The organism is Pseudobutyrivibrio sp. OR37 (genome assembly GCF_900113655.1).
In the GTDB taxonomy this organism is placed as follows: Bacteria; Bacillota; Clostridia; order Lachnospirales; family Lachnospiraceae; genus Pseudobutyrivibrio.
Genome location: NZ_FOQF01000030.1, coordinates 1 through 25,956, shown reverse-complemented (window position 1 = coordinate 25,956; position 25,956 = coordinate 1). Strand labels below are relative to the sequence as shown.

At 39.0% G+C, this 25,956-nt stretch carries 21 protein-coding genes and 2 pseudogenes; 17 read left to right on the top strand and 6 right to left on the bottom strand.

What is annotated here, in order from left to right:
- The 3 genes and pseudogenes from BM097_RS12970 to BM097_RS12960 all read left to right on the top strand — a co-directional run.
- A complete protein-coding gene (locus tag BM097_RS12970; RefSeq protein ID WP_090550828.1) occupies positions 1 to 843 on the top strand; it encodes an ABC transporter permease in 843 nt (280 codons plus the stop codon).
- 21 nt (positions 844 to 864) lie between these two features.
- Positions 865 to 1,779 carry a glycosyltransferase family 2 protein gene (locus tag BM097_RS12965; protein ID WP_090550824.1) on the top strand — a complete coding sequence of 305 codons (915 nt, stop codon included), beginning with the start codon at positions 865 to 867 and terminating at the stop codon, positions 1,777 to 1,779.
- Between the two features lie 163 nt (positions 1,780 to 1,942).
- Positions 1,943 to 3,007: pseudogene (locus tag BM097_RS12960) on the top strand (ABC transporter ATP-binding protein); the annotation flags it as partial.
- Here BM097_RS12960 and BM097_RS12955 read toward each other — a convergent pair.
- Complete coding sequence (locus tag BM097_RS12955) at positions 2,977 to 3,912, bottom strand: glycosyltransferase family 2 protein (protein WP_177197467.1); 936 nt, start codon at positions 3,910 to 3,912, stop codon at positions 2,977 to 2,979. The pseudogene BM097_RS12960 and the gene BM097_RS12955 sit on opposite strands and share 31 nt — an antisense overlap.
- A gap of 52 nt (positions 3,913 to 3,964) precedes the next feature.
- Between BM097_RS12955 and BM097_RS12950 the strand changes: the two genes are divergently transcribed.
- The 12 genes from BM097_RS12950 (at position 3,965) to BM097_RS12895 (ending at position 15,875) form a co-directional block, all read left to right on the top strand.
- Entirely contained in the window at positions 3,965 to 4,732 is a 768-nt protein-coding gene (locus BM097_RS12950; protein ID WP_090550810.1) for a glycosyltransferase family 32 protein, read from the top strand.
- A 5-nt stretch (positions 4,733 to 4,737) separates the two neighbouring features.
- Positions 4,738 to 5,676 carry a glycosyltransferase family 2 protein gene (locus tag BM097_RS12945; RefSeq protein WP_090550807.1) on the top strand — a complete coding sequence of 313 codons (939 nt, stop codon included), beginning with the start codon at positions 4,738 to 4,740 and terminating at the stop codon, positions 5,674 to 5,676.
- 21 nt (positions 5,677 to 5,697) lie between these two features.
- Positions 5,698 to 6,834, top strand: coding sequence for an acyltransferase family protein (locus BM097_RS12940; protein WP_177197466.1), 1,137 nt, complete (start codon positions 5,698 to 5,700; stop codon positions 6,832 to 6,834).
- Entirely contained in the window at positions 6,835 to 8,205 is a 1,371-nt protein-coding gene (locus BM097_RS12935; RefSeq protein ID WP_090550800.1) for a class I adenylate-forming enzyme family protein, read from the top strand.
- Between the two features lie 4 nt (positions 8,206 to 8,209).
- A complete protein-coding gene (locus BM097_RS12930) occupies positions 8,210 to 8,428 on the top strand; it encodes an acyl carrier protein (protein ID WP_177197465.1) in 219 nt (72 codons plus the stop codon).
- A 24-nt stretch (positions 8,429 to 8,452) separates the two neighbouring features.
- Complete coding sequence (locus BM097_RS12925) at positions 8,453 to 9,502, top strand: acyltransferase family protein (RefSeq protein ID WP_090550791.1); 1,050 nt, start codon at positions 8,453 to 8,455, stop codon at positions 9,500 to 9,502.
- A 134-nt stretch (positions 9,503 to 9,636) separates the two neighbouring features.
- Positions 9,637 to 10,860, top strand: coding sequence for a UTP--glucose-1-phosphate uridylyltransferase (locus BM097_RS12920; RefSeq protein WP_090550787.1), 1,224 nt, complete (start codon positions 9,637 to 9,639; stop codon positions 10,858 to 10,860).
- A gap of 13 nt (positions 10,861 to 10,873) precedes the next feature.
- Positions 10,874 to 12,298 carry a sugar transferase gene (locus BM097_RS12915; RefSeq protein ID WP_090550783.1) on the top strand — a complete coding sequence of 475 codons (1,425 nt, stop codon included), beginning with the start codon at positions 10,874 to 10,876 and terminating at the stop codon, positions 12,296 to 12,298.
- A gap of 74 nt (positions 12,299 to 12,372) precedes the next feature.
- Positions 12,373 to 13,257: a glycosyltransferase family 2 protein gene (locus BM097_RS12910; RefSeq protein WP_090550779.1), complete on the top strand. Its 885-nt coding sequence runs from the start codon at positions 12,373 to 12,375 to the stop codon at positions 13,255 to 13,257.
- Positions 13,257 to 14,189, top strand: a complete 933-nt coding sequence (locus BM097_RS12905) for a glycosyltransferase family 2 protein (RefSeq protein ID WP_090550775.1) — start codon at positions 13,257 to 13,259, stop codon at positions 14,187 to 14,189. Before BM097_RS12910 ends, BM097_RS12905 begins: the two co-directional genes overlap by 1 nt.
- A gap of 19 nt (positions 14,190 to 14,208) precedes the next feature.
- The gene (locus BM097_RS12900) at positions 14,209 to 15,072 is read left to right on the top strand and encodes a hypothetical protein (protein ID WP_090550771.1); all 864 of its coding nucleotides are present in this window, start codon (positions 14,209 to 14,211) and stop codon (positions 15,070 to 15,072) included.
- Positions 15,073 to 15,080: 8 nt separating this feature from the next.
- The gene (locus BM097_RS12895; RefSeq protein WP_090550767.1) at positions 15,081 to 15,875 is read left to right on the top strand and encodes a Cof-type HAD-IIB family hydrolase; all 795 of its coding nucleotides are present in this window, start codon (positions 15,081 to 15,083) and stop codon (positions 15,873 to 15,875) included.
- Here the strand turns inward: BM097_RS12895 and BM097_RS12890 are convergent.
- Genes BM097_RS12890 through BM097_RS12875 form a run of 4 tightly spaced genes read right to left on the bottom strand, consistent with a single transcriptional unit; the run spans position 15,872 to position 21,082 of the window.
- Positions 15,872 to 18,463, bottom strand: a complete 2,592-nt coding sequence (locus BM097_RS12890) for a hypothetical protein (RefSeq protein ID WP_090550763.1) — start codon at positions 18,461 to 18,463, stop codon at positions 15,872 to 15,874. The genes BM097_RS12895 and BM097_RS12890 overlap by 4 nt on opposite strands.
- Positions 18,464 to 18,475: 12 nt before the next feature.
- Complete coding sequence (locus BM097_RS12885; RefSeq protein ID WP_143084993.1) at positions 18,476 to 19,129, bottom strand: hypothetical protein; 654 nt, start codon at positions 19,127 to 19,129, stop codon at positions 18,476 to 18,478.
- A 30-nt stretch (positions 19,130 to 19,159) separates the two neighbouring features.
- Positions 19,160 to 20,293, bottom strand: coding sequence for a hypothetical protein (locus BM097_RS12880; RefSeq protein WP_090550754.1), 1,134 nt, complete (start codon positions 20,291 to 20,293; stop codon positions 19,160 to 19,162).
- A gap of 15 nt (positions 20,294 to 20,308) precedes the next feature.
- The gene (locus BM097_RS12875; protein ID WP_090550748.1) at positions 20,309 to 21,082 is read right to left on the bottom strand and encodes a hypothetical protein; all 774 of its coding nucleotides are present in this window, start codon (positions 21,080 to 21,082) and stop codon (positions 20,309 to 20,311) included.
- A gap of 1,082 nt (positions 21,083 to 22,164) precedes the next feature.
- Between BM097_RS12875 and BM097_RS12870 the strand changes: the two genes are divergently transcribed.
- Positions 22,165 to 24,813, top strand: a complete 2,649-nt coding sequence (locus tag BM097_RS12870; RefSeq protein WP_090550742.1) for a valine--tRNA ligase — start codon at positions 22,165 to 22,167, stop codon at positions 24,811 to 24,813.
- A gap of 9 nt (positions 24,814 to 24,822) precedes the next feature.
- Positions 24,823 to 25,500 (top strand): deoxyribose-phosphate aldolase, encoded by a 678-nt coding sequence (gene deoC, locus BM097_RS12865; protein WP_090550738.1) that lies wholly within the window; start codon positions 24,823 to 24,825, stop codon positions 25,498 to 25,500.
- 254 nt (positions 25,501 to 25,754) lie between these two features.
- Here the strand turns inward: deoC and BM097_RS16540 are convergent.
- A pseudogene (locus tag BM097_RS16540) lies at positions 25,755 to 25,956 on the bottom strand (ISNCY family transposase); the annotation flags it as partial.

The following is a 25,956-nucleotide window of genomic DNA, read 5'->3' as shown; positions in this document are numbered from 1 at the left end:
ATGGAAAAAGAATGGTCAACCGTGATAGAGCCTAAGGCACCACTTTTTAGTATCCCGGTTAGAGAAATAATTAAATATCGAGAGCTTGTGTGGACTTTAGTAAAACGTAATTACGAAGTTCAGTATAAGCAGACTATTTTGGGGCCATTATGGCTGATATTCAATCTCATAATCAATTCAGGTATCTTTTCGTTCGTATTTGGATATGTTGGAAATTTCGATACAGATGGTACGCCATACTTTTTATTTTACATGGCAGGAAGTGTTGTTTGGGATTTCTTTGCAAATTGTTTTACCAGCAATACCTCGGTTTTGATGGATAATAGCTATTTGTTTGGAAAGGTCTATTTCCCAAGGCTGATTATGCCTATTTCAAATATATTATTTAATGCGATTAGAAATGGTATTAAATTTTTGGTGACACTTTGCGTATGGTTGGCCTTTTATTTAAATGGTGATGTGGAAATGATTTCGATTAGGATTATTGGAATTCTACCACTGGCACTGCTTGCAGGTGTGCTTGGAGCGGCCCTTGGAATGATAGTTTCCTGTCTTACCATCAAATATCGTGATTTTACGCATGTAACAGGTATAGCGATTACAGTTCTTATGTACCTGTCGCCTGTTATGTATACTACAAATCAGCTTCCAGAAGCTATTAGGAATTTTGTTTATATAAATCCTATGTCATCCTTAGTGGAGGCTTTTAGGTATTGTGTGATAGCTTCGGGGCAAATAAATTATATGGCATTACTATATAGTATCGTATTTACGATAATCGCTGGCGCCGTTGCTGTAGTAGCTTTCAACCAAACAGAAAAGAATTTTATAGATATTATATAGAAGAGATATAGGGAGATTTAAATGAAATTCAGTATTATTGTTCCTATTTACAACGTGGAAGAATATCTTGAAAAATGTTTGGATACTATAGTTAACCAGACCTTTGATGATTACGAAATCATACTTGTGAATGATGGAAGCACCGATTCATCAGAAACCATTTGCAGAAGCTATATGAAGCAATCTAAAAGAAACTATCAAATAATCAATCAGGAAAATGGAGGCCTTGCAGCTGCAAGAAACACAGGTCTATTAGTTGCAAAGGGTGATTGGATAGTATTTGTGGATAGTGATGATTTCGTTTCATTGGACTTGCTGGAGTGTCTTGATAAAGCCATGGCGAAAGTAGATGCAGATTTATACACATATAATCACAACAGAGTGGACCTGCGTGGACAAAGGACTAGCAAAAAGCTGTACGCTGTTGAAAACAATCTCATAAAATTTACTTCGGAAAAAGAAAGAAATCAATTTATCAGTGAAGAGTTTTTAAATTATAGCCTAGGGTGGGAAGCCTGGGGAATGATTTATAAAAGAAGCATTATAGAAAGAGAGAAACTGTTGTTTCAAAATACTGTGGAGGTTTTTGCGGAGGATTTGTGTTTTGCCATTCAGTACATGATGCACGTGGAAAAAATCTATGTGTTGTGCAATCTTTTGTATAATTACCGAATCAGGCCAGGCTCACTTATAGAGACAGCAGCCCCAGAATCTATACTGCCACGTATTTACAAGCTTGCAGAATTTTTATACACCGATGGCAAGCTAAATAAAGCCTTGAAGAAAAATTTCTCGCAGGTATATAAATTATTAATAGATTTTCATATTAGATATAATTTGTCGGATTCATCAGCTGATAGCATAGCTGAGCAGCTAAATGAATTGAAAAACACTACTAAATATCATAGAAAATGGTATAAAAACAATGACAGATAACAAAGACTTAGTATTAAAAATTGAAAATGTAGGCAAGGATTACATGCTAGGCGCTGTTAGTGGCGACACCCTAAAGGATGCCTTAAAGCTTCGTTTGAACAAGTCAAAAATGAATGAAGTAGATGTAGCCAAGCTTCACAATAGATATTTCAGTGCATTAGATGATGTGTCTTTTGTGGTATCAAAAGGAGAATGTGTGGGCATTATCGGCTCAAATGGGGCAGGCAAATCTACGCTTCTCAAGCTTATATCTCGCATCACTACTCCTACCAGGGGGCGCATTTGTATCGATGGCAAAGTGGCCAGCATGCTAGAGGTTGGAACAGGCTTTCATCCAGAGCTTACAGGACGTGAAAACATTTATCTAAATGGCTCTATCCTTGGAATGAAACGCCAGGAAATCGATAAAAAGATTGATTCCATTATAGAATTTTCTGAATGTCAGGATTTTATAGATACGCCAGTCAAGAGATATTCATCTGGTATGTATGTAAAGCTTGCATTTTCAGTGGCGGCTCATTTGGATGCAGACATCATGATTATGGATGAGGTCCTTGCAGTTGGGGATGTTAAGTTTCAGCACAAATGCTTGAATAAAATGAAAGAAATTGCCAAAAACGAAGGAAGAACAGTGCTTTATGTCAGTCACAATATGGATACGGTAAGCACATTATGTGATAGATGTTTAGTGCTTAACCACGGCAAACTTGCTTTTGATGGTCCTGTTGATGAGGCGATTAAGCTTTACAACGGATCTGAGGTTAAGACTAATACAACTGCCGATTTTGCAAAATATATCAGACCAGGCTGGTTGCAGCGTGATGATATCAGACTTACATGGGCAGAATATGGGTCTTCTTCCTATGATGAAGTTGTTTCAGACAAGCTAGATATTAATTTCAAATATATATGCAATAAACCAGTCACAAAAGTTGGCTGCAGGGTAGAGCTTATAGATGAAAAGGTAGGCCGCCCTTTTGCAACACAGGTATTTTATGATGTTGCTGGTGGGGAAGCTAATGATACAGGAAGCTTTAAGGTATCAGTTGATTTAACCAGGATAATGAATGGCAACTATAAGACATTCTATACTTTATTTGCCTTAAGTCCTTATGATGATGGCATCGATTTGGATTGCGTCAGCGGATTGGAAATTAATATAAATCGCCCTCATGAGGAAGGACGCCTAAGATGGCGTCAAAATTCATGGGGCAATGTAAAGCTATAGAAAACAGGACAATAGCAGTACGCTAGCCTGTGTAAGGATTTCTTAGAATATGGTATTTCCTTTAAGAGCCTTTGGATGATTCGTATATGCGATAATACGTCGCAGCCGCTTCGGTAGCTTTTAAGCAATGTGTACATGCTGTATTCAAGGGTATCATTATAGGCTGTGATGATGGCTGGAATATATGCATCATCTGCCATACTTAGCATCAAATCAAAAGCAGGCTTATATATGTAGGAGCCGTCTTTTATCAGGTTTAGACTAGCGGTGGCAGAATTGTCATTTTGTACATAATGATAAAAAGACTTGTTGATATATTTGATTGATAGGCTGTGGTCAAGGAACAGATTAAATTGAAACAGCAAATCCTCACAGACACTTATATCGGTATTGAACAGGCGGCCTTGTAACAATTCTGCTTTAAATAATCGGGTGCATAAAAAGCCTCTGATATCATCGGAAGTGAACATTGCATTGATAAATTCACTGGAGTCTAATGTGGACTTTTGATAGCCGTTGTAAGCGGTTACCACATTATTTTTATGAGTGTAATATCCGCAAACTACACAATCACAGTTATCATCGAAAAGCTCTAGCATTGTCTCATACATATCAGGCTCAATGTAATCATCAGCGTCAAGAAAGCTAATCAGATTGCAGGAAGCCTGGGACAAGCCAGTGTTTCTAGTAGCAGAAACACCGCTGTGGGTCTTGTAAATATATTTAATCTGTGGATGATTTACAGCGTAGCCTTGAACCACTTGCTTTGAATTATCCGTAGAACCATCATCTACAAGAATGATTTCGTCTGGCACTACAGAGCCAGCAAATATACTATCAAGCATTCTTGGAAGAGCGGTTGCGTTATTAAAAAATGGAATTATTGTTGTAATCGTTTTTTTCATATTTTGATTATATGTTAAATAGAGAACTACTTCAATTAAGGAGATCACATAAATGAGCGAATTGTTAATTCCAAAGACCATACATTACTGTTGGTTTGGCAATAATCAAAAACCTGAATCAGTTTTAAAATGCATTGAAAGCTGGAAGAAGTACTGCCCGGATTTTGAAATAAAAGAGTGGAATGAAACTAATTACGATATCCACAAGCACCCTTATATGGAGAAGGCTTATGCAGATAAAAAATGGGCTTTTGTTCCAGATTACGCAAGGCTAGATATTATGTATGAACACGGTGGGATTTATTTGGATACTGATGTTGAAGTGATAAAGGATCTTTCGCCACTTTGTGAGCTGAAGGCCTTCAAAGGATTTGAAAATGATCAGGTGGTCAATGATGGACAGGGCTTTGGCTGTATGCCACATCTTCCTATCCTAAAGGAAATGCTTGCCTGCTATGATGGGGACGAGCCATACGAAATGGTAGATGGCAAGCTTCAAAATATTGAAAGCCCCAGGTTATGCACCAAGGTGCTGTTAAGGCATGGCTTAAAGCAGGATGGCAAAAGACAAAAGGTTGCAGATATAGATATTTTTCCTACAGAATATTTTTGCCCGAAGAGCTGGGCTACAGGGCTGATTAATATTACAGATAATACGTATTCAATTCATCATTTTGATGCCAGCTGGCACGATAAAAAGAGTACAAAATATATTGTCCTTATGCGTAGTTTAAATAGAGCTTTCGGTGAGAAATCAGGTATGAAGCTCTTCAAGGGCTTAATGGATTTTAAGGATAGCATCAAAAGGACTATTAGATAAATTATATGGAAAAGTTGGTTTCGGTTATTGTACCGGTTTTTAATGTGGAAAACTTTATAGATGTTTGCGTAGAATCGTTGATAAAACAAAGCTATTCAAATATAGAGATAATACTGGTGGATGATGGATCTACTGATAGCAGCGCCATGCTTTGCGATAAATGGGCTACGGTGGATACTAGAATAAAAGTGATTCATCAGGCCAATGGTGGCTTATCTGCCGCAAGAAACACTGGCTTAAACCATGCAGCAGGTGAATATATTTGTTTTGTGGATTCTGATGATTTTGTTCAGGAAGACTATGTCAAATGCATGGTAGATGCCATTGAAGATACTGGTGCTGAGGTGGCCTTTTGCGATGTTGTTACCTCCAGATGGCCGGTGCTTGTGTCACCTATTACATCAAACCGCATCCTGGATGCAGCAGAATGCAGGCGGTGGCTTGATAATCTGATTTCAAGAGAATATGCATTGATGGTAGTGTCATGGAACAAGCTCTATAAAAAAGAGCTTTTCGACAACAACAGATTCGAAGAAGGCAGACTTCACGAGGATGAGTTTATGATTAATAAGCTAATCTTCAGTATCGAAAAAATGGTTTACGTTCCACTTGAAGAATATGTTTATAGAATGAATTCTTCAGGGATTACAGGAAAAGAAAATGAATATAACATAGCTCATTTAGATGCTATAGATGCATTTGCTGATAGGATTGATGTTTCACTTGAAAATAATGATATAGGATTTGCCAAAATTACATTGAGAAATACCTTGTACAAGCTGGCAGATTATTACTTCAAGATGGAAGAACATCATCATAATACTATCAAATCAAAAATGAGAAATGTTCTGGATAAATATAGCGAAATAGTTACCACAAGGCAGAAATTCAAATATGAATTGTTTATGATTTCGCCAGCGGTATTTAAATTAATATTTCGCTAGATGTTAATTACGGAGAATAATATGAATGAGAAGACATTTAAAATAAAAAATACAGCAGGGATGTTTGACCTTATAAAGGGCGTAACTATGCTGATGGTTATATATGTTCATACATACGCGCTGTTTCCAAATTCCTTTATTTTTAAGAATACCTATCAGGCTGATTTAGATGCAATGATAAAAATGCATCTACTACCACATTTGGGGTTAACTATTTATAGTATTTTTGCTCATTCTTTGATGCCCGCATTCTTTATCGTTAGTGGCTATGGAATGCGAAAGATGGGTATAGGTAAAAATATCAAAAAGCAGGCAAACACACTGCTTATTCCTTATGTCATAACAGCTGTGCTAACGGCGATGCTTCATTTGTGTACGCACTATACACTGTATCATTATCTGCCTGGTTCTATAAAGGAAACCTGTAGAATCGCAGGTGGATTTTTACTAGGACTTTCAAAGACCAGCTACTACTTTGATGTAAAGATTTTTTCATGCGGGCCCATATGGTTTGTACTCTCATTATTTTGGGGATTAATTATTTTCAATATATTGCTTACTTATGTGCCAGATGAATTTTTATGGTATGCATCAATCGGTGTAGCTTTTGTGGGCTGGTTGCTTAGCCTTGGAAATACTGTTCCATGGTGTATTTCCCAAGGAGCTGTTTGTGCATTCTATATATGCCTTGGATATCATGCCAAAAAGAAAAAATGGTTTACAGGCGGCTTAGGTACAAAGGCAAAGCTGGCATTGTTATTTTTGATTATTCTTCCAAATGCCTTTATGCGTTACATCGGATATATGGATGGCATGGCAGATAATGTGTATCCCTTTGGTATAATCACCATTCTCTTAAATGGCTACATGGGACTAATTATGATTTATGCTTTTTTGCAGCTTAATAGATTCTCAGGAGTAATCACATCATTTATCAGAAAAATAGGTAGATTATCCATATATGTTTTATGTGTTCATACCATAGAGATGATGGGATTCCCATATTATTATTTCGCAGACAAATGGACTGGTAATGTAACTGTAGGATGTATATTGCTGTATTTAGTTAGAGCCACAACAGATCTGATAATCTGCTTTGGTTTTGTGACTATTAAAAATAAAGTGGTGGAATTTATTAATTCTAAAACGGAGAAATAAATGTACGATTTTTTTGAGAATATAAAATCATATCATGGAAGAATTGCATACAGATATTTTAGGGACGATATTTTACATGAAATCACTTATACACAGTATTACGCTAATATCGTGGAAGCGCTTTCTAATTTGCAGAAAAGTTACGGAAATATTGAAGGCAAGCATGTAGCGATAAAGGGAAATAATTGCTATGAATATCTTGTTTTATTAGCAGCACTTATTCTCGGAAAAGCTGTAGTAGTTCCTATAAATGTTCGTGAGTCAAATGAAGTGATTGAAGAGATATTGGTTGATGCAGAGATTGACTATGTGATTAGTCAGGAATCCTTTAAAGATTTTTGTAGCTTTAAGAATGAAAAGGAAGGGGAATACAGTTTTGATTTAGATGACGAAAATCGTCTTTCGATGATTATCTATACATCAGGCACTACTGGCAAGCCCAAGGGAGTAATGCTTACTCTTAAAAATCTCTTCGGAAGAAAACGTAACATTCTTCCAAAGGAATTTGTAGGTGATGAAACCAAGGATGATTTGTTAACTACATATCTGGTATTTCCATTGTATCATGCGGCAGGCTTGTGCAGCTGGCTCAGCTGGTGTAATAGAGGCTGTATGACCTACATCAATGAAGACGTTGGAAACATGCTAAATGAATTACAGGAGATAAAAATAGATTTTGCCTTTGTATCGCCTGCCACAATGAAGCTGTGGAAGAAGCGCCTTAAAAGAGGTGGCGTTGAAAAGCTTGGAGGTGTTAAAGCTGTTGGTACAACAGGCGCACCAATGGATAGAGAAATCATTGATTTCTTTCTGGAAAATGGCATAGATTACTGTCAATTTTATGGAATGACAGAAACATTTGGAGATGTTACCTACAATAGTAATGTGGCCGATAAAGTCGTATCGGTAGGACAGAAAACAAATGATGCTGTTATTAAAATAATAGATGATGAGATTTGTGTTTCAAGCTGGAATTGTATGAAGGGATATTACAACAATCCATCGGAAACCGCAAATACGATAATCGATGGAATGATTCATACTGGAGACTTGGGATATATTGATGAGGATGGATATCTTTATATCACAGGGCGCAAGAAAAATCTTATCATTCTGTCCGGGGGAGAAAATGTTAGCCCTGAAGAGCTGGAGAATCTTTTGTATAAAAATCAATTAATTAAAGAGTGCAAGGTTTTTGAACGCGAGGACAAAATAGTTGCAGCAGTGTTTGCTAAAGAAAGCGATGAGGAAACTATCCGACAATATGTTTCGGATTTAAATAAAGAGTTGCCTATATTTAAAAAGATTCATGTTGTTGAGTTTCAAAATAAAGAGTTTGAAAAAACAGCCAGTGGAAAAATTAGGAGGTAGAAAAATGGAAAAATTTGATGAAGTAGCAAAAATAATTGAAGAGGTTGCAGATATACCTGTAGACGAAATCGAAGAAGATAGTTCTTTAATTGATGATTTGGATTTATCGTCACTCGAGATAATGACAATCTTGAACAATGTTTCTAGAAAATTCGGTGTAAAAATAACTGAACAACAGACACTTGAGATTGAGACAGTAGGAGATATTGTAAAAGTACTTTAATTGGGGAGATAAAGGTTTTGAATTATGGAAAAGATACAAATTAAAAACACAGCAGGCATGTTTGACCTTTTAAAGGGTGTCACAATGATGCTTGTAGTGTTTGAGCACACCATTCAGGATTTAGGTGTGTCAAGAGATGGAACAGCCCTACAGATATTAGGTATAGTTATGGTCGCCTTGTTCATCTCTAGCGGTTATGGATTTAGAAAGAAGCCTGTTAAGAAAGCATTTGAACAACAAGCCAAGCTTATACTGTTACCTTATGCAATAACGGCTTTCTTTATATGTATTGGGCACGCAGTAATACGTTGGTTTGTATGGCATTCTAAAAGAGTGGCTGTTGTAGAAACTTTAAAAGTATTTGCAGGATTGGTCTTAGGTCTTTCAGATACCATTGTTATTAAGGGTGTGCAATTGTTTTCTTGCGGGCCAATGTGGTATTTATTGGCACTGTTTTGGGGATGGATGATATTGGATTTCATCCTTAGCTATGCACCAGAAAAGTGGCATATTATTATAGTATTGCTAATTAGCATTGTTGGTGTTTTCCTTAGCTATATTAAAATAAGTGTTTTTGGAGTGGGCAGAGGTATGTTTGCACTTATGTATTTGTACATAGGTTACTATTGCAAAAAGCATAAATTATTTACCTCAGAATGGAGTAGGGCTTTTAAAATCCTCTTTACGGTATTTTTAATTGCCATTATGGTTGGCTTTATTTTACTTCCTGGTTTGAGATTTCCATTGCTACTACTCTCAATGTCACTATTTATTGTAGCGCCGGTGGTTTTTATGAAAATATTTTTGCTATTAAATCATTTTTTCACTGGTTCTATTTCTAATAAAATCAGAACGTTAGGAAGATATTCCTTGTATTTTTTGTGCGTACATTCATTTGAGTACATATCAGTTCCATGGTATGTGATTGGAGAAAAGGTGAATGGCATAATAACCTTTATTTTTGTGTGGGTTATAAGATTTTCTTTAGATGTATTATTATGTGCCGTGGTAGTAAAATACGCCCCTGTTATTAAGGATATAATTAGTAAAAAATACTCAAAGATTAAAGGGTGACTATATACAGATAAAGTATATAAAAAATTAAGTATTTTTATGCACATTTTTTGCAAAAATTGTTGTATATTATATACACTGTGAAAAATGCGTGAAATCCACTTTTGGGATTAAACGGAAAGGGAGAAAGTTATATGACAAAAGAACAAGCAATTGAACTTCTCGAAAGTCGCGGACAGGGTCATGTTATGCGTGGCTTTGATAATCTTTCAGAAGCTCAGAAAGAATCATTTTTAGCTCAGATTGATAATATCAATTGGGCTGATTTCGAGCTTATCGGTAACGATTCTGCATCAGCTAGGGGAGAGTTTGCAGTACCACCTGCAATCGAGCTTTCAGAAATCGCAGCCAGAAAGGATGAGTTCGAGGCAGCAGGTCTTGAGGCAATCAAAAAGGGTGAGGTTGGTGCTATCTTACTTGCTGGTGGAATGGGAACACGTCTTGGTTTTGATCTACCAAAGGGTTGCTACAATGTTGGTCAGACACATGATTTATATATCTTCGAGTGCCTTATCAACAATCTTCTTGAGGTTGTTAAGAAAGCCGATGCTTTCGTACCTCTCTACATCATGACAAGCGAAAAGAACGATAAGGCTACTAGAGATTTCTTCGCAGAACATGATTATTTCGGATACAATTCGGAATATGTAAAATTCTTTATTCAGGATATGGCATGTGCTGTTGATTATGACGGCAAGCTTCTTCTTGAGGAAGAGGGACGCCTTGCTACATCACCAAACGGAAACGGTGGCTGGTATGCATCTTTACTTAAGGCAGGCCTTAAGAGCGACATCCAGGCTAGAGGTGTTAAGTGGCTTAATGTATTCGCTGTTGATAATGTTCTTCAGCGTATCGCAGATCCATTATTCGTAGGCGCAACTATCCTTGGAAATTATGTTTCAGGTTCCAAGGTCGTACGTAAGGTTGAGCCAGCTGAAAAGATGGGACTTCTTTGCCTCGAGGATGGCAAGCCTGGCATCGTAGAATACTACGAAATGTCAAAGGAGATGTCAGAAGCAAGGGCAGCTGATGGCAGCTTACTATACAAATATGGTGTTATCCTTAACTACTTATTCTCAGTTGAAAAGCTTGATGAAATCGTAGATAACAACATGGTAGTTCACATTGTTGAAAAGAAGATTCCTTATGTAGATGCAGCCGGAAATAAAGTATCTCCTACAGAGCCTAACGGCTACAAGTTCGAGTTACTTGTTCTCGATATGATTCACATGATGGATAACAATTTAGCATTTGAGGTAGACAGAAATTATGAGTTCGCACCAATCAAGAATCTTCACGGTGTAGATTCAGTTGATAGTGCAAGAGAGTTATTGGAAAAAAATGGTGTAGTGCTTTAAGCTAGGGGGTCTAATGTATAAAAGAAAAAAGAAATTTTGGGCGAAGCATTGGGACTTTATAACATTAGATACATTGGCAGCATTACTAGCTTTAGCAATTGCGATTTACATTAGATATGACAGTGTAATAATAGGAGATGCATATTTCCCACACAAATACATCTATGCAAACTTATTTACGATGATTATTTTCATCAGTATCTTAAATGCTTCACTTCGTGATCCATATACAGGTATTGTACATCGTAATAAATATCAGGAATTAGGGGCAGTAGCCCTTCATTCATTTGTTAATTTGTGTGGCTTGCTTATTTTTCTATATGCGTTCAGATATTCAAGCTACATTTCAAGAGCAGTGATTTTTACCTGGGCACCGCTGATGGTTCTCATCATGTTTGCCTTCAGAATCATGTTCAAGCGTATCATTCGCTATAGAAAGCTTGAGGATGTTAACAAATCTTCAATGCTTGTTATAGCCGATTCAAGCACAGTTAAGCATTGCTTAGGACAGCTTGCCAACAATCCTTACGTGGAATACAAGGTAGTTGGTTGTGCAGTAATCGATAAAAACTGGGTAGGTAAAAAGATACAAGGCGTCCCAGTAGTTGGTGATTGTGATTCGGTTTTTGAATACATCCGTACACACGTTGTCGATGAGGTTTTCATCGATGGTAAAAATAGATACAGTGAGGAGCTTTTGGCTGAGCGTCTTGCAGATTTGGGATGCACAGTTCACATTTCACTCATCCACACTGATCACTTACTTAAGAATCGTGCTATTGAATACTATGGTGATTACATCACCATGACAACTAGTATGCACATCGCTACTAATCGCGAAAGCTTTGCAAAGCGTTTAGTTGATATTCTTGGCAGTCTTGTGGGCTTGGTATTTTGTGCTATTGCATTCATATTCCTTGCACCTATCATCAAGATTCAGGCACCAGGTCCTGTGTTCTTTTCACAGACACGTGTGGGCAAGAATGGCCGTAAGTTTAAGTTTTATAAGTTCCGAAGCATGTATGTAGATGCAGAAGAGCGAAAGAAAGAATTGATGGCTCAAAACGAAATGAATGGTCTTATGTTCAAGATGGAAAATGATCCTAGAATTTTCCCAGCAGGTCATTTCATTCGTAAATATTCTATCGACGAATTGCCACAGTTCTGGAATGTTTTAATTGGAGATATGTCTCTGGTAGGTACCAGACCACCTACAGAAAATGAATACGAACAATACGATTTACATCACAAGGCACGTCTGGCAGGCCGACCTGGTCTTACCGGTTTGTGGCAGGTTTCAGGTCGTAGCAACATCACTGATTTCGAGGACGTTGTAGCCCTTGATACTCAGTACATCAGAAACTGGTCCCTTGGGTTGGATATCAATATTTTGTTCAGAACAGTAGCAGTAGTATTTAAAGGTGCTGGCTCTAAATAGACAAATCACCCCCGTAAAGGTTATAATAATCTTTACGGGGCTTTTTGTTAATTAAGCCCTTTCAAGGAGATAAGATGAAAATTACAGTTATAACCCCATTTTATGAAGGGGATAAATACATGGATGGATTTATTGATAGTATGCTATCTAACGAATTGGAGCTTAAGCAGGCAGGCCATAGTCTGGAGGTCATCCTGGTTAATGATAGCCCATGGAAAAAGCTTCAGGTTCCATCCGAAGAAAACAGTTTCATAAAGGTTGTCACCAACGATGAAAATAAGGGCATACACTATAGCCGCGTGACTGGTCTAAATGTTGCCACTGGAGATTATGTAATGTTTTTGGACCAGGACGATGTGCTTGAGGGTAATGCATTGGTGCAGATGCTATCAGCCGCCATTGCCAAAAGCTCTAAGGTGCTTGTATGCAATGCCCTGCTAGAGCAGTCCGATGGCTCAAAGCTTTTATGGTACAGAAACGATTATCACAAATCTTTGATTAGCGATTTAGCTACCTACCTTAGAATCGGTATTCAGATAATATCACCAGGCCAGTGTCTCATCAAAAAGGATATTGTGCCTGAATTTTGGCAGGAGCATCTGGTTCAGAAAAACGGCGCCGATGATTATTATCTATGGCTGCTTCTTCTTGCAGCAGGTGTTAGATTTGATTACTTGGACCAGCCGTTGTATACTCACAGATACACCAAATCAAATCTTTCCAAGGATACCAATATCACTGATGCATCAGTTTATGATTTTCTGGATTTGTTGGCTGAGTGTGATTATTTCAAACAGGAGGATATTTTCACCTTGCACGAAATGATTACCTACAAGAATCAGTTTAGAGCCAGCTCTACACTTGGAAAGATAACTTGCTCACTTGCAAATCTTGGTTTATTTATTGATAATCTTAAGTTTAAAAAATACACGGGGACGGGTTACGGTTTTAACAGATAATGAAAAATATTGCAGTTTTACTTGCCACCTATAATGGGCAGGAATACTTAAAACAGCAGCTTGATAGCTTGCTTAAACAGACATTTTCAGATTTTAGAATAGTAGTTCATGACGATGGCTCCACAGATGAAACTGTGGCCATTTTAAATGATTATCGGGACCAATATCCTGATAAGCTAGAGCTGCTTTTCGGCGAACCTTGCGGCAGCGCCAAGGCTAATTTCCTTTGGATGCTTGGTAAGGTAGATGCCGATGTTTATTTCTTCTGCGACCAGGACGATGTTTGGGAATCTACCAAAATCGAAAAGTCGCTTAAGACATTAGGCCCAGCGGAAGCACCTAAATGTGTATTTACAGATATGTGGGTTGTAGATGAAGGTTTGCAGGTTCTTTCTGATTCGTTTATACGATACATCGGAAGAGAGCCAGGTAACACCTCCTATACACAGATTTTAATTGATAATCCTGCAGCAGGATGTACCATGTGCTTTAACAGGGCACTTAGGGATTTAGTTGTAGCTGCATTACCAAAGCTGAACCTTGAAAATATACCAATGCACGATGCTTTTGTGCTTGATATTGCAGCCATCACGGGCGAGGTCTTGGCTTTGGATGAACCACTTGTATATTACAGACAGACAGGGCATAATACTATGGGCGCCACCACAGAAACAGATTCCGACAAACGAAATCGAAATGTATCTGATTTAAAAAATGGCAGCCTTCTTGAAAAGAAAAAAGCTTTTGTAAATGAGGCAAGAGCTTTTGCGGGAGAAATCGCCAAGGCAGATTTCATCCCAAAGGATAAGAAAAACATCCTAATTAGATTTTCCAAAATCGGAGAAAAATCCAAGCTTAAAAGAATGAGCTTTTACAAAAAATACAATTTTACCAGAGCACACCACAATTGCTGGTTCAGGCTGTGGGTATAACCTTAAGGAGATTAGGTTGATGAAAAAAACTTTACTCTATATTAAGAAGCATGCGGATTTTATAGTTTTAGATTTGGCAGCATTGATATTTGGATATTGGCTTGTCACTAGATTCCGTTACAATTTTAGCGCCGTTCACCATGGCGAATTGTTCTTCGATTATGGTGTGGTTTTAGTTGCGGTTTATTTGGTTATCTTGCTTATCAGTAAGAATCTTTCAGGTGTAATCAAAAGAAGCTTCTTCAAGGAATGTCAAAGCATTTTGGTTCAGGTATTTGTAACATGGGCTTTCTTCACCGTAGTTTTATACACTATCAAGACTGCCCAAAACTTCTCACGAAGTGTTTATGCAGCAGCCTTTGCAGTATGCTATATGTTTATAATTATCGGGCGCAGCGCTTTAAAATGCTTTATCCGTTTCAGTCGCTTCCACTCACAGCTTTGTCCAAAGTTGATTATTGTTTGCGATGGCAATCAAACTCAAAAGACAATCAAAAGAGTTCTTAGAGGTTCCTTCGAAAACGACTATGAAATCGTAGGCGTGGCAATGACAAAGGAAGCTGATAATGATTATGTAGACCACTTTGATTCTGTTGTGGGCCTGGATAAACTTGAAGAATTTTTGGTTGATAAAAAGGTGGATGAAGCATATCTGGAGCTTAGCGATGCTACAGTGGAAACAGAGACAATCGACACACTCTTAAAGCACAACATTCTAGTGCACCGCAGTCTTCAGGACAGCGCTATGAATTATGTTGAGCAGGAGATTGATGAAATCAGTGGTCACTCCGTAATTACGATACGTGACACTCAGGTTTCATTTGTTACCAGGGCAGAACGATTAGAGTCTGCATTCTTTAGAATGATTACAAAAAAGGATTAGTTTGTTTTATGAAGTCAGCAGTATTTTTTGACATAGATGGTACACTTTGGAATTACGAAAAATATATTCCAGATAGTTGTAGAGAGGGCATTAAAAAGCTTAGAGAAAATGGTCATCTAGCTTTCATTTGTAGTGGAAGAGCCAGATCCTTTATACAGGACAAGGATTTGCTTAGCTTAGGCTTTGATGGAATTGTTTGCTCCTGCGGTTGCCACGTGGAAATCAATGGAGATGTTTTATACGAAAAGGTCATCGACAAGGAATTCGCCAAAAAGACTATCGAAATGATTAGAGATTATGGCTTTAGACCAATCCTTGAAGGCCCTAAAAAAATCTACATGGATGATGACGAATTTGGCCATGATGATTATTTTGGCAATGTACTTCGCCGTGATTTAGGTTCAGATTTAGTTACAATCGGCGGCGATTATTATGGTGATTGGGTTATTAATAAAATGTCCTGCGCCACAGATGTTGAGGCAGATAAAAGAATAGAATGTTTTGAACGTCTTTCAAAGCATTATTCAATAATAGCCCATAACGATGAAGTGTGCGAGCTGGTTCCAGCAGGACACAACAAGGCTACGGGCATGCTAAAGGCTTGTGAGCTGGTAGGTATCGACCCAGCCAACACCTACGCCTTTGGAGATAGTGAAAATGATCTTGATATGCTGGAGGCGGCACATGTTGGTATCGCCATGGGCAATGGCACCGACAGAGCAAAGGCTGCAGCAGACTATGTCACCACAGCCTTTGATGAGGATGGCATTTATAATGGCCTCAAGCATTTTGGTTTGATTTAAAAATACATAAGAATTTTATCAACGGACAACTTTGCAGATGATGGTGCAGGTTGTCCGTTCCACCAATAATCATTAAGCTCATGCTTGGTGTAAGCACTTCCATCAAAATCAATATAGCTATCAGTCAATGCTTTGTCTGAAGTATCTGATAGATTAATAGTTACCTTTCCAGTATTGGAGGTAACATAGGCATATCCAATTGTTTTTCCATTCCCCGATTTTACATAAAAAATCAATTCCTCCAGGACCTCAGAGGCAGTATAGTAGATTTCTATCTTCTTAACCCCTAATGGGATGTGGCCCTTGTGCAGGCTGCCGTTGTGAAGCTTGACCGAGGCGTGGGTGTAGCCATAGTGAATATCATTTGGACCTGAACCCATTGGATTAATCACGGTGGCGCTGTAATCATTATCCTTGTAATTCGAAGCATTAGAATCATTCAGGATTACCTTCGCTGGCTCCATCGGCTTTCGATTATCTTTGTTGACCACCATCCTATAGGTTTCTCCATAAGCACCTGTGGCTTTATGAGTGGTGATTCCATCAATTGTGTCGTGGGTTATTACCGGTGAGGTCAAAATCATGTTATGACTTTTATCTAAGGTATTATCCTTTCTACAAGTATAGGTGATGGTAGCGGTGGAGTAGTTCTCGCCCCATTTTATACTTCCATTGTAGCTATGCTCATTGATGTCGCAATCATTTATCGGGCTTTCTACAAAAACTGTAGGCATGGCATCTACTCGTGCATAGGTATAGTATGTGGCTCCTTCAGGCGAGCTTGAGCCTGAAGCGTTTGTTGCATCTGCGCTAGAACTTGCTCCAACTGAAATCTGAATTTTTGCTGCTTCTAGCATTGAAACATCAGTAAGTCCTGAAACATCAAATTTATAGAACTTGGTTACGTTTTTCTTGTTTTTGGTTGGCACACCGCCTAGGGTTTCATAATCTTTAAACTTCACCTCACCTATAGGATCAATGCCTTCACTACATGTTATCTTAAAATCTTTTTTTCTTGATACAGAGTGGGAATTCGTATTTCCATTTGTCGGTGGGTCCTTAGTCATCTTACAAGCGTATTCACCCTCAGCATAGATACCTATGATGATGAATTGTGGATTTGACACGCCATCTGGATTACTTTCGCTTGGAAGAATATCCTTGAGATTCAGGGTAGTTAAAAGATGTGCATAAGCCACGGCAACACCAGTACCCTCACCATGAAAAGAACTATGCCATGACTTAGCCGTTTGTCTTGTGTTTCCCTTTGAAATCATAAGATTATTCATGGGGATGTTTAGGCTGTTTGGATTAGTATTATCTAAAGGTCTGGTGTGCTTTACCATATATCGATATTGATATCCGTTTTGGTCGTTGATAGACTTTCCGAAGGTTGCACTGACAGTTTCGTTTGCATTTATATAGTAAAGGGCAGTGGTATTGTTTTTTAGAGCCATGGCAAATCTATCATAATCAGTCATCTTATGTATGCAGCTGGCGTGGTCGCGGCAGGTGTTTTCATTTTCAAATCCACCGCACCAGCCTATGGCAAATTTAAACATTTCCGCCAGATTATCCACCTGTTCAAGCTTGGCTACATTGATGTTTGTATTTTGATTAAGCCAGGCGCCACCACCTTGCTTGCTATCCACAACATAGTTGAAAAATTCCTGGCCGTATCCACGATAATTGTTGGAAGCATCAGTACTACGTGCAATCAATTCATAAATCGAAGGATATTTTTTTGCCAGCGAATTAGCCTCATTATCTACATAATCATCATATAGGTATCGCTGATAAGATTTCAGCCAAGCCACCTGCGCATCATTCAGATAGGTTTCCGAACCGTCCCCTTCATACAGGAAAGCCAGGCAGGATAGCATCCAAATGTCGAAGGGCTGGCCGTTGTAGCTTACATCCTTTAAAAGGTTATTACTTCCTTTAACCACATGGCCTGCTTTATCTACTGTGTTTACACCAATGTAGGCTCCATCCGCAGTAAGCTCTGCCATGGCTTTGGCAAAATACTGATAGGTCTCAGGATTTGTGAGCTTCGTATATACGATATTCTTCATAAGGTTTTGTATATTCGTTGTCTCATTGGGATGAAGCTTCGATTCTATTGGGGCGTAACCAGGTAGCCCCACAAGCTCTCCTAAAAATTCTTTATTCGAAATTAATGACTGTCCTAGGAAGGCATCAAAATCCTTGGAATCCTTTGCAAAATTTTTCCCTTCAAAGCTTTTGGGACCTTCTCCTAAGGAATGATAATCAGTGGTTTCATTCACATAGTAGCCGCCCTTGCTTTGGGCCTTCGACCAGTTAGGATTTTTCCATTCTTCATAAAAAAGTCGCTCCCAGATTTTTTTTACGGTAGTGCTTTTTTGCGATGCATTCTTGGAAAGATAGCTAGGGTAGAAGCTTCTAGTGGGAATAAAGTTTTCACTAAAGCCGGCAGCTGTGGTAGTTACAGCGCTTTCCGCAGCAGTGACAGTGATAGGCTGCAGTATGCCTACGACGCTTGCTACAATAATCGTGGCGGCAAGTATCCTTTTTCGTATTGCTTTTAAATTTATTTTTCTAAACATCTATACTTCCTTTTAATCATTGCGGGATTGATATGCTCTTGCTTCTTCAATGTTTTCATTTATGTCAAAATAAATGACGATGTTGTACGTCTCGGGACATTCCTCTGGAAGTGAAATATGCTCTTTGAGATATTCTTCTATATCATTTTTGCTGTCATTACATTCCAGTGCCGAATCTAATAGCTGCTGACAAGAGGTCTGCTCGTCACACACATCAGTGGAGCCTATGAGGATATAGTCTTCATAATAATTGCCATCATCATCAAATAAACCTACCATCTGGTATGTGGTTAGGGTTAGGCTGGAGAATGTGAATTCATCTTCCTCCTCGTCATGTTCAAGTTCCTTTTCTTCAAGTTCATCTTCGCTGTCTAGGTCGGCTTTCTCTTCATCTGTTTCTAATTCGGAGTCCTCTGTTTCAGAATCCGTTGGTTCAGCATTCTCTGTTTCAGCATCCTCTGGTTTAGCATCCTCTAGTTCAGCTTCAGCGTCCACAGCTTCAACTGTTTCATCCTTGGAAGCCTCATCCCAGGCTGCTTCGTTTTCAGCTTCCTCCGTATGCTCATTTATCATCTCAAGCTCTGCCGCCTTAACCTGTGGCATAGAAGCGTTCAAAAGCAGCGCAGTCATAGTTGCAATAAAAGTAATTACTTTCCTAATCTTCATATCATTACGTCCTTTCATAAATAATCTAGGCTAGAATGGATAGAACACATCCTCAACCCAATATCCGTAAACTCCATTTTTATAGGCAAAATCAAAATCAGTTCCATCAGCATTTTCCTGCTTCGTAGGAGCATCAGATGCCTTCGATTTTTTCTCCAAAAACTGAATTCGCTCCTTTAGCTTTTCAAGCTCGGCGGAGTTAGAGTTGGCGTTATCATTAATCAGCTTAAGCAACAGCGCGCACTGCTCATCTGTAAGTGATTTGTTATTGTTGATAAGCTCAATCAAAGCCTCCTTTGTAAGCTGTAGATTTTTTGAGCTTTTCTCGTCCAGACTTTTAATGCTGTCGGTACTTTTCTTGTCCAGATCATTGATGCTGTCGGTACTTTTCTTGTCTAGCTCATTGATGCTGTCGGTGCTTTTCTTATCCAATTCATTTATGTTGTCTGTAGTCTTTTTATCTAGCTTTTTAATACTATCAGTAGTTTTCTTATCCAAGGCATCAATCCTTCTATTTGCGTCATCAATCATCTGGTTAACCCTGTTATAGTGTGAAAGCTCAAGGACAGTCAGCTTATCCAGCAAATCCCTAAGCACAGCAATCTGCTCATCCGTATATACGTTAGTGTTCTTGATTTCCTGCTCCAGGGTAGCTTTAAGCAGCTCAAGAGAAGCAGCGTTTTCCTGAATGTATTTATCAAGCTTCACATTGATTTCCTTGATAGCTGTAGAATCTGTCAGCAACACATCAATATCCATATTTGAAATGTAGTTGGCAATTTCTTCCATCAGCTGCTCCTTTTGTGTGGTAGTGAAGGCCTCTGATGAATTAATTGTCTCTGACAGATGCTTCAGGATTTTTCTTCTGGCGGCTTCTTTATCCATGCTGCCATGTGTGTATTCCGAAATCGCGTCCAAATAGGAATCAGTAATGTAGTCTTCAATCTCAGCCAATGTCAGCTCCGAGGCAGACACCTTGTTAAGCCCTGCAATATTTTTAATGCCTTTGATTGTGAAATGCCCGAATATCAAAAGCAGCACCAAAGCAAGGGTTGAAATAAATACTGCAATGCCATTCAAGGTCCCGTCAGGGTATCTGTAGGTGCTAATAATTTCCTGCAAAAGGGTAGACTCCTCCTGTGTCAGGCGCTTTTTATTTCTCATATAAATAGTTCTCCTTTAATAAAAATACTGTTTTAAAATGTTGTTTATAGTGTTATAGCTCAGGGGATTTTCCGAGGTTTCGAAAGAAGCGATTAGATTATCTCCAAGAATAATATTTGCCTTTGCATAGGTTTGGATTTTCGAAGCAAAGCTTTCATAATAATTTTCATTATCAATCATCCCAAAATGCTCCCAATAATATAGTTCTTTGGTAACCGGATGAAGTAATGTGAAATCAGGTGCAATAGTGATATTTCCTATTGTTAATAGATTTTCATAGCGAAATGGAATATTGTTTTCAGCTAGAGCCATGGCAATCATGGATTCCGATTTCGATCTAACCATAATTCCTCCAACTGTTGGATGCACAAGTGATTCAGGATGCTTTTGATTCTTTGGGTAATCTGCTTTCATCCAATACGCAGCTTCTAATGTATTTTGAGACAGGAAGTCTGATAATAATTCTAGATATGCCGGGTCTGACAAAAGCTGATGCAGCTTCTCCCTCGATTTATTTGTAATGGAAGGAGACTTTGATAAATCTCTTATCTCAGCTTTAATAACAGCAATCTTCAGTTTCAGATACTTCTTAATTGCAAGCTTTTTCGCAAGCTTCACCTCGCACTTCTTTAGATATTTAGTGCCACCTTCGGTAGAATGAAACCACTTGTAATTATCTCCTGCGTGGCTGATGGAAATATGCCCCTCTGGTAAAGAGTTATAAACTTTATTTAGTTTTTTTAATGTTGTTAATAGTTTTTGTATTTGTTTATCTTCGTCTATATACAATTTCTCCTTTCATGTTTTTTTTACCAGAGATTTGCGTTCCCCTTGCAAGTCTTTAGTACATATTAAAAATGGAATTTCTTGACGAATGTCAAAAAAAGATTTAAACGATTCGTGTGGTAATATATCACACTGATAAAATAATTACAAGTATAAATTTATTTTATTTTAGCTGTTGATTTATAACGTTACGCAATTTGCCCAGTTACTCCCGCAGCTGGGACTCATGGGAGATAGGCTAAAAATAAGGCCTTTTCAGAAAAAAGTATATGCTGTGTGAAGACTTAAAAATATATACTAAAAATCAGCAAAAAAAGTAGGCCGATTTCAAAAATGGTATATATTGTGTGAAGATGCTTCTATATATACCAAAACAGAGATAAAAATGTCTGATTCACCCTAAAAAAGGCTTTGAAATTGATTTTTTGTAGCTTCCTTATACTTTTTTTCTGGAAACAGGCTGATTTTCCGCGAAATCAAGTATATATTTAAAGAAATTCACACAGGATATACCAAATACAGATTTTCACTAAATGCAGTGATAGCAAGCTCCCGCAAGACCAGCTTAAGGCTGTGAAAGTATCATTAGATACGCTGGCGAGACCTTGACATTCCGGAGGAATTTTTCTATTATAAGAAAAGTTAAATGCGATGATGAAGAGGAGTAATCAGTGTCGTCCTATAGAGAGGGTTGCTCACCGGCTGAAAGGTGACCTAGGAGCAGAGCTGACGAAGGTAGCTTCGGAGCAGATGGTGAACAAAGCATCCTGGTGATAGCCATGCAGATGTACAAACCATCCGAGTCGTTCCCGTAAGGAATAAGATGAGATATAAATGCAGGTGGTAACGCGACCGTATCGAATATGGCGCCCTGTGTGTCGAATTTACCGACACATGGGGCTTTTTTTATTATTTCGAAAAGTAAGGCGCGTTGTTAATCTTGGCAAGCGTGAGCAAGAGGGCCCCATGGCTTGCAACAGAGGGGACCCACACCGGCGGGGAGTTTCTGTTGCAGGCCAATGGGAGATGGCTTGCGGGAGCATGAAAAACTAGGGCGCGCCGTAGTAACTAGAAAGGAAATGAGGATGAAAGAATTAGCAAAGACTTATGATCCTAAGGGTCTTGAAGACAGACTCTATAAGAAGTGGGAGGAGAATGGCTATTTCCATGCTGAGGTAGACCGCAGCAAGAAGCCATTTACTATTGTGATGCCACCTCCAAATATTACAGGTCAGCTTCACATGGGACATGCACTAGATAATACAATGCAGGATATCCTTATCAGATATAAGAGAATGCAGGGCTACTCAGCTCTTTGGCAGCCAGGTACAGACCATGCAGCTATCGCTACAGAGGTAAAGGTTATCGAACACCTCAAGAAGCAGGGCATCGAAAAGGATAGCCTTGGACGTGAAGGCTTCCTTGAAAAGTGCTGGGAGTGGAAGGATGAGTACGGAACACGTATCATCAACCAGCTTAAGAAGATGGGTTCATCTGCTGACTGGGAGCGCGAAAGATTCACAATGGATGAAGGCTGCTCAAAGGCTGTAGAAGAAGTATTCGTTAAGCTTTTCAACGAAGGCTACATTTATAAGGGAAACCGTATCATCAACTGGTGTCCAGTTTGCCAGACATCTATTTCAGATGCTGAGGTAGAGCATGAGGAGCAGGCAGGACATTTCTGGCACATGAAGTACGAAATCGTAGGCGAGCCAGGTCGATTCGTAACATTCGCAACAACACGTCCAGAGACAATGCTTGGTGATTCAGCTGTCGCTGTAAACCCTAAGGATGAAAGATACCAGGATATCATTGGTAAGACTGTAATGCTTCCATTCGTTAATCGTGAGATTCCAGTTGTTGCTGATGAATATGTTGATATGGAATTCGGTACTGGTGTTGTTAAGATTACTCCAGCACACGACCCTAACGATTTCGAGGTAGGTAAGAGACATAACCTTCCTGTAATCAATATCCTTAACGATGATGCTACTATTAATGCAAACGGTGGCGAGTTCGAGGGTATGGATAGATACGAGGCTCGTAAGCTCATTGTTCAGAAGATGGATGAGATGGGTCTTCTTGTTAAGATTGAAGAGCATACACATAATGTAGGAACACATGATAGATGTAAGACTACTGTAGAGCCTATGGTTAAGCCACAGTGGTTCGTTGCAATGGAAGAGCTTGCAAAGCCTGCTATCGAAGCTATCAAGACAGGCGAGCTTCAGTTCGTTCCTAAGAACTACGACAAGACATATTTACACTGGCTTGAGAACATCCGTGACTGGTGTATTTCACGTCAGTTATGGTGGGGACACAGAATCCCAGCATACTACTGCGAGAAGTGTGGTGAGACAGTTGTTGCTAAGTCAGAAGACGCTCCAACAGTTTGCCCTAAGTGCGGACACACTCACATGAAGCAGGATGAGGATACACTTGATACATGGTTCTCATCAGCACTTTGGCCATTCTCAACACTTGGTTGGCCAAATAACACAGAGGAGCTTGATTATTTCTATCCAACAGACGTACTTGTTACTGGATACGATATCATCTTCTTCTGGGTAATCAGAATGGTATTCTCAGGCTACGCTCACACAGGAAAGTCGCCATTCCACACAGTACTCATCCACGGCCTTGTACGTGATTCACAGGGACGTAAGATGTCTAAGTCGTTAGGAAATGGTATCGATCCACTTGAGATTATTGATAACTACGGCGCTGATGCACTTCGTCTTACACTTATCACAGGTAATGCACCTGGTAACGATATGCGTTTCTACAACGAGCGTGTTGAAAACAGCCGTAACTTTGCAAACAAGGTATGGAACGCTTCACGTTTCATCATGATGAACCTTGCTGATAATGAGGTTACAAAGCCATCTGATGCAGACCTTGCAACAGAAGATAAGTGGATTATCTCTAAGGTAAACAGCCTTGCAAAGGATGTTACTGAGAACATGGATAAGTACGAGCTTGGTATTGCAGTTCAGAAGGTTTATGATTTCATATGGGATGAGTTCTGTGACTGGTACATCGAAATTGTAAAGCCAAGAATGTACTCAGAGGAATATACAGCTAGCAAGAATGCAGCACTTTGGACAGCTAAGTTTGCACTTACAAATGCCCTTAAGATGCTCCACCCATTCATGCCATTCATCACAGAAGAAATCTTCTGCACACTTCAGAGCGAAGAGGAAACAATCATGCTTTCAGCTTGGCCTGAATACGATGAGGCAATGAACTTCCCAGTTGAAGAAGCAAAGGCCCTGCGTGCTAAGGACGTAGTCCGTGGCATGAGACAGCTTCGTACAGATATGGATGTTCCACCTTCAAAGAAGGCAGCTATCCACATCGTAGCTGATGCTGCAGATGTAAGAGCAACATTTGATGAGATTACACCAATCTTCAAGACTCTTGCTGGTGCAACAGAAGTATTCATCCAGGCAGATAAGGCTGGCATCTCAGATGACGCTGTTTCTGCGGTTATACCAGACGCAACACTTTTCGTTCCACTTGAAGACCTTGTAGACTTCGAGAAGGAAAAAGAGCGTCTCACAAAAGAAAAAGAAAAGCTTGAAAAAGAGCTTGCAAGATCACGCGGTATGCTTTCAAATGAAAAGTTCATGAGCAAGGCACCAGAAGCAAAGGTTGCTGAAGAGCGTGAGAAGTTAGCAAAATATGAAGCAATGATGGCTCAGGTTGAGGCACGCCTTGCTTCTATGAAATAGGAGGAAACTATGGATATTAAGAACATTTTAAGCAAGTGCGATCACACATTACTTGGTGTTGACGCAACATGGAATGACATTAAGGGGATTGTAGATGACGGAATGAAGTACGAAACTGCTTCAGTTTGTATTCCAGCTAGCTTTGTAAAGCAGGCTGCTGAGTACGTTAAGGAGCAGGGCGGACACCTTCCAATCTGTACAGTAATCGGCTTCCCTAACGGTTATGCTACAACAGCTTCAAAGTGCTTCATGGCATCAGATGCTGTAGATAACGGTGCTGAGGAAGTAGATATGGTTATCAACGTTGGTTGGGTAAAGGAAGGACGTTACGATGATGTTCTTGCTGAAATCAATGCAATCAAGGCTGCTTGCAAGGGTAAGCTTCTTAAGGTAATCATCGAGTGCTGCTTACTTACAGACGAAGAAAAGATCAAGATGTGCGAAGTTGTTTCAAAGTCTGATGCAGATTATATCAAGACATCAACAGGCTTCTCTACAGGCGGAGCTACATTCGAAGACATCAAGCTTATGGCTGACCACATGACAAACGGCAAGCTTATCAAGGCTGCTGGTGGTATTGCTTCACTTGACGATGCACAGAAGTTCATCGACCTTGGCGCTAGCCGTCTTGGAACAAGCCGCGTTGTTAAGGCTGTTAAGGGATTACCAAACGACGGAAAGTACTAATCCTACATTTATGAAAATTTAATGAAAATTTAAGCAAAATGCTGAAATTTCATGACAAATCTCTGATAAAAACCTATAATTAATTTGATAAAGTTTATTCAAACTAACAAGTTTTTTAGGTAATTGCGAAACTCGCTGATGCTCGTCCGCAATCTTGATTATAAAATCGGATATTTCGCGCATAGGCGCGGAATTACTTTTGAAAGATAATTTTAGGCGCACTAAATAAGCCTGACTTATGAAGTTGGTAAGTCCTAAGCGATTAAAGGTTTCAGGCTACGGACAAATTCATGGTGGTTAATTTTATCAGCCAAAATGACAGTTACAAGCTGAGTTATTCCAGCAAGTATCAGATCAGCATGAAGAGTTTTTTCGTTTTGAGTTCTGCGTCCAGCAAGGCAAAGGTTTTCTTTGATGTGATTAATGTCTCGCTCAACCGCGGTCCTAATTTTATAA

What these genes read in the sequence shown, in the direction of transcription:
- BM097_RS12970 (WP_090550828.1), top strand. Translation starts at nt 1, where the DNA reads ATGGAAAAAGAATGGTCAACCGTGATAGAGCCTAAGGCACCACTTTTT.
- BM097_RS12965 (WP_090550824.1), top strand. Translation starts at nt 865, where the DNA reads ATGAAATTCAGTATTATTGTTCCTATTTACAACGTGGAAGAATATCTT.
- BM097_RS12955 (WP_177197467.1), bottom strand. Translation starts at nt 3,912, where the DNA reads ATGAAAAAAACGATTACAACAATAATTCCATTTTTTAATAACGCAACC.
- BM097_RS12950 (WP_090550810.1), top strand. Translation starts at nt 3,965, where the DNA reads ATGAGCGAATTGTTAATTCCAAAGACCATACATTACTGTTGGTTTGGC.
- BM097_RS12945 (WP_090550807.1), top strand. Translation starts at nt 4,738, where the DNA reads ATGGAAAAGTTGGTTTCGGTTATTGTACCGGTTTTTAATGTGGAAAAC.
- BM097_RS12940 (WP_177197466.1), top strand. Translation starts at nt 5,698, where the DNA reads ATGAATGAGAAGACATTTAAAATAAAAAATACAGCAGGGATGTTTGAC.
- BM097_RS12935 (WP_090550800.1), top strand. Translation starts at nt 6,835, where the DNA reads ATGTACGATTTTTTTGAGAATATAAAATCATATCATGGAAGAATTGCA.
- BM097_RS12930 (WP_177197465.1), top strand. Translation starts at nt 8,210, where the DNA reads ATGGAAAAATTTGATGAAGTAGCAAAAATAATTGAAGAGGTTGCAGAT.
- BM097_RS12925 (WP_090550791.1), top strand. Translation starts at nt 8,453, where the DNA reads ATGGAAAAGATACAAATTAAAAACACAGCAGGCATGTTTGACCTTTTA.
- BM097_RS12920 (WP_090550787.1), top strand. Translation starts at nt 9,637, where the DNA reads ATGACAAAAGAACAAGCAATTGAACTTCTCGAAAGTCGCGGACAGGGT.
- BM097_RS12915 (WP_090550783.1), top strand. Translation starts at nt 10,874, where the DNA reads ATGTATAAAAGAAAAAAGAAATTTTGGGCGAAGCATTGGGACTTTATA.
- BM097_RS12910 (WP_090550779.1), top strand. Translation starts at nt 12,373, where the DNA reads ATGAAAATTACAGTTATAACCCCATTTTATGAAGGGGATAAATACATG.
- BM097_RS12905 (WP_090550775.1), top strand. Translation starts at nt 13,257, where the DNA reads ATGAAAAATATTGCAGTTTTACTTGCCACCTATAATGGGCAGGAATAC.
- BM097_RS12900 (WP_090550771.1), top strand. Translation starts at nt 14,209, where the DNA reads ATGAAAAAAACTTTACTCTATATTAAGAAGCATGCGGATTTTATAGTT.
- BM097_RS12895 (WP_090550767.1), top strand. Translation starts at nt 15,081, where the DNA reads ATGAAGTCAGCAGTATTTTTTGACATAGATGGTACACTTTGGAATTAC.
- BM097_RS12890 (WP_090550763.1), bottom strand. Translation starts at nt 18,463, where the DNA reads ATGTTTAGAAAAATAAATTTAAAAGCAATACGAAAAAGGATACTTGCC.
- BM097_RS12885 (WP_143084993.1), bottom strand. Translation starts at nt 19,129, where the DNA reads ATGAAGATTAGGAAAGTAATTACTTTTATTGCAACTATGACTGCGCTG.
- BM097_RS12880 (WP_090550754.1), bottom strand. Translation starts at nt 20,293, where the DNA reads ATGAGAAATAAAAAGCGCCTGACACAGGAGGAGTCTACCCTTTTGCAG.
- BM097_RS12870 (WP_090550742.1), top strand. Translation starts at nt 22,165, where the DNA reads ATGAAAGAATTAGCAAAGACTTATGATCCTAAGGGTCTTGAAGACAGA.
- deoC (WP_090550738.1), top strand. Translation starts at nt 24,823, where the DNA reads ATGGATATTAAGAACATTTTAAGCAAGTGCGATCACACATTACTTGGT.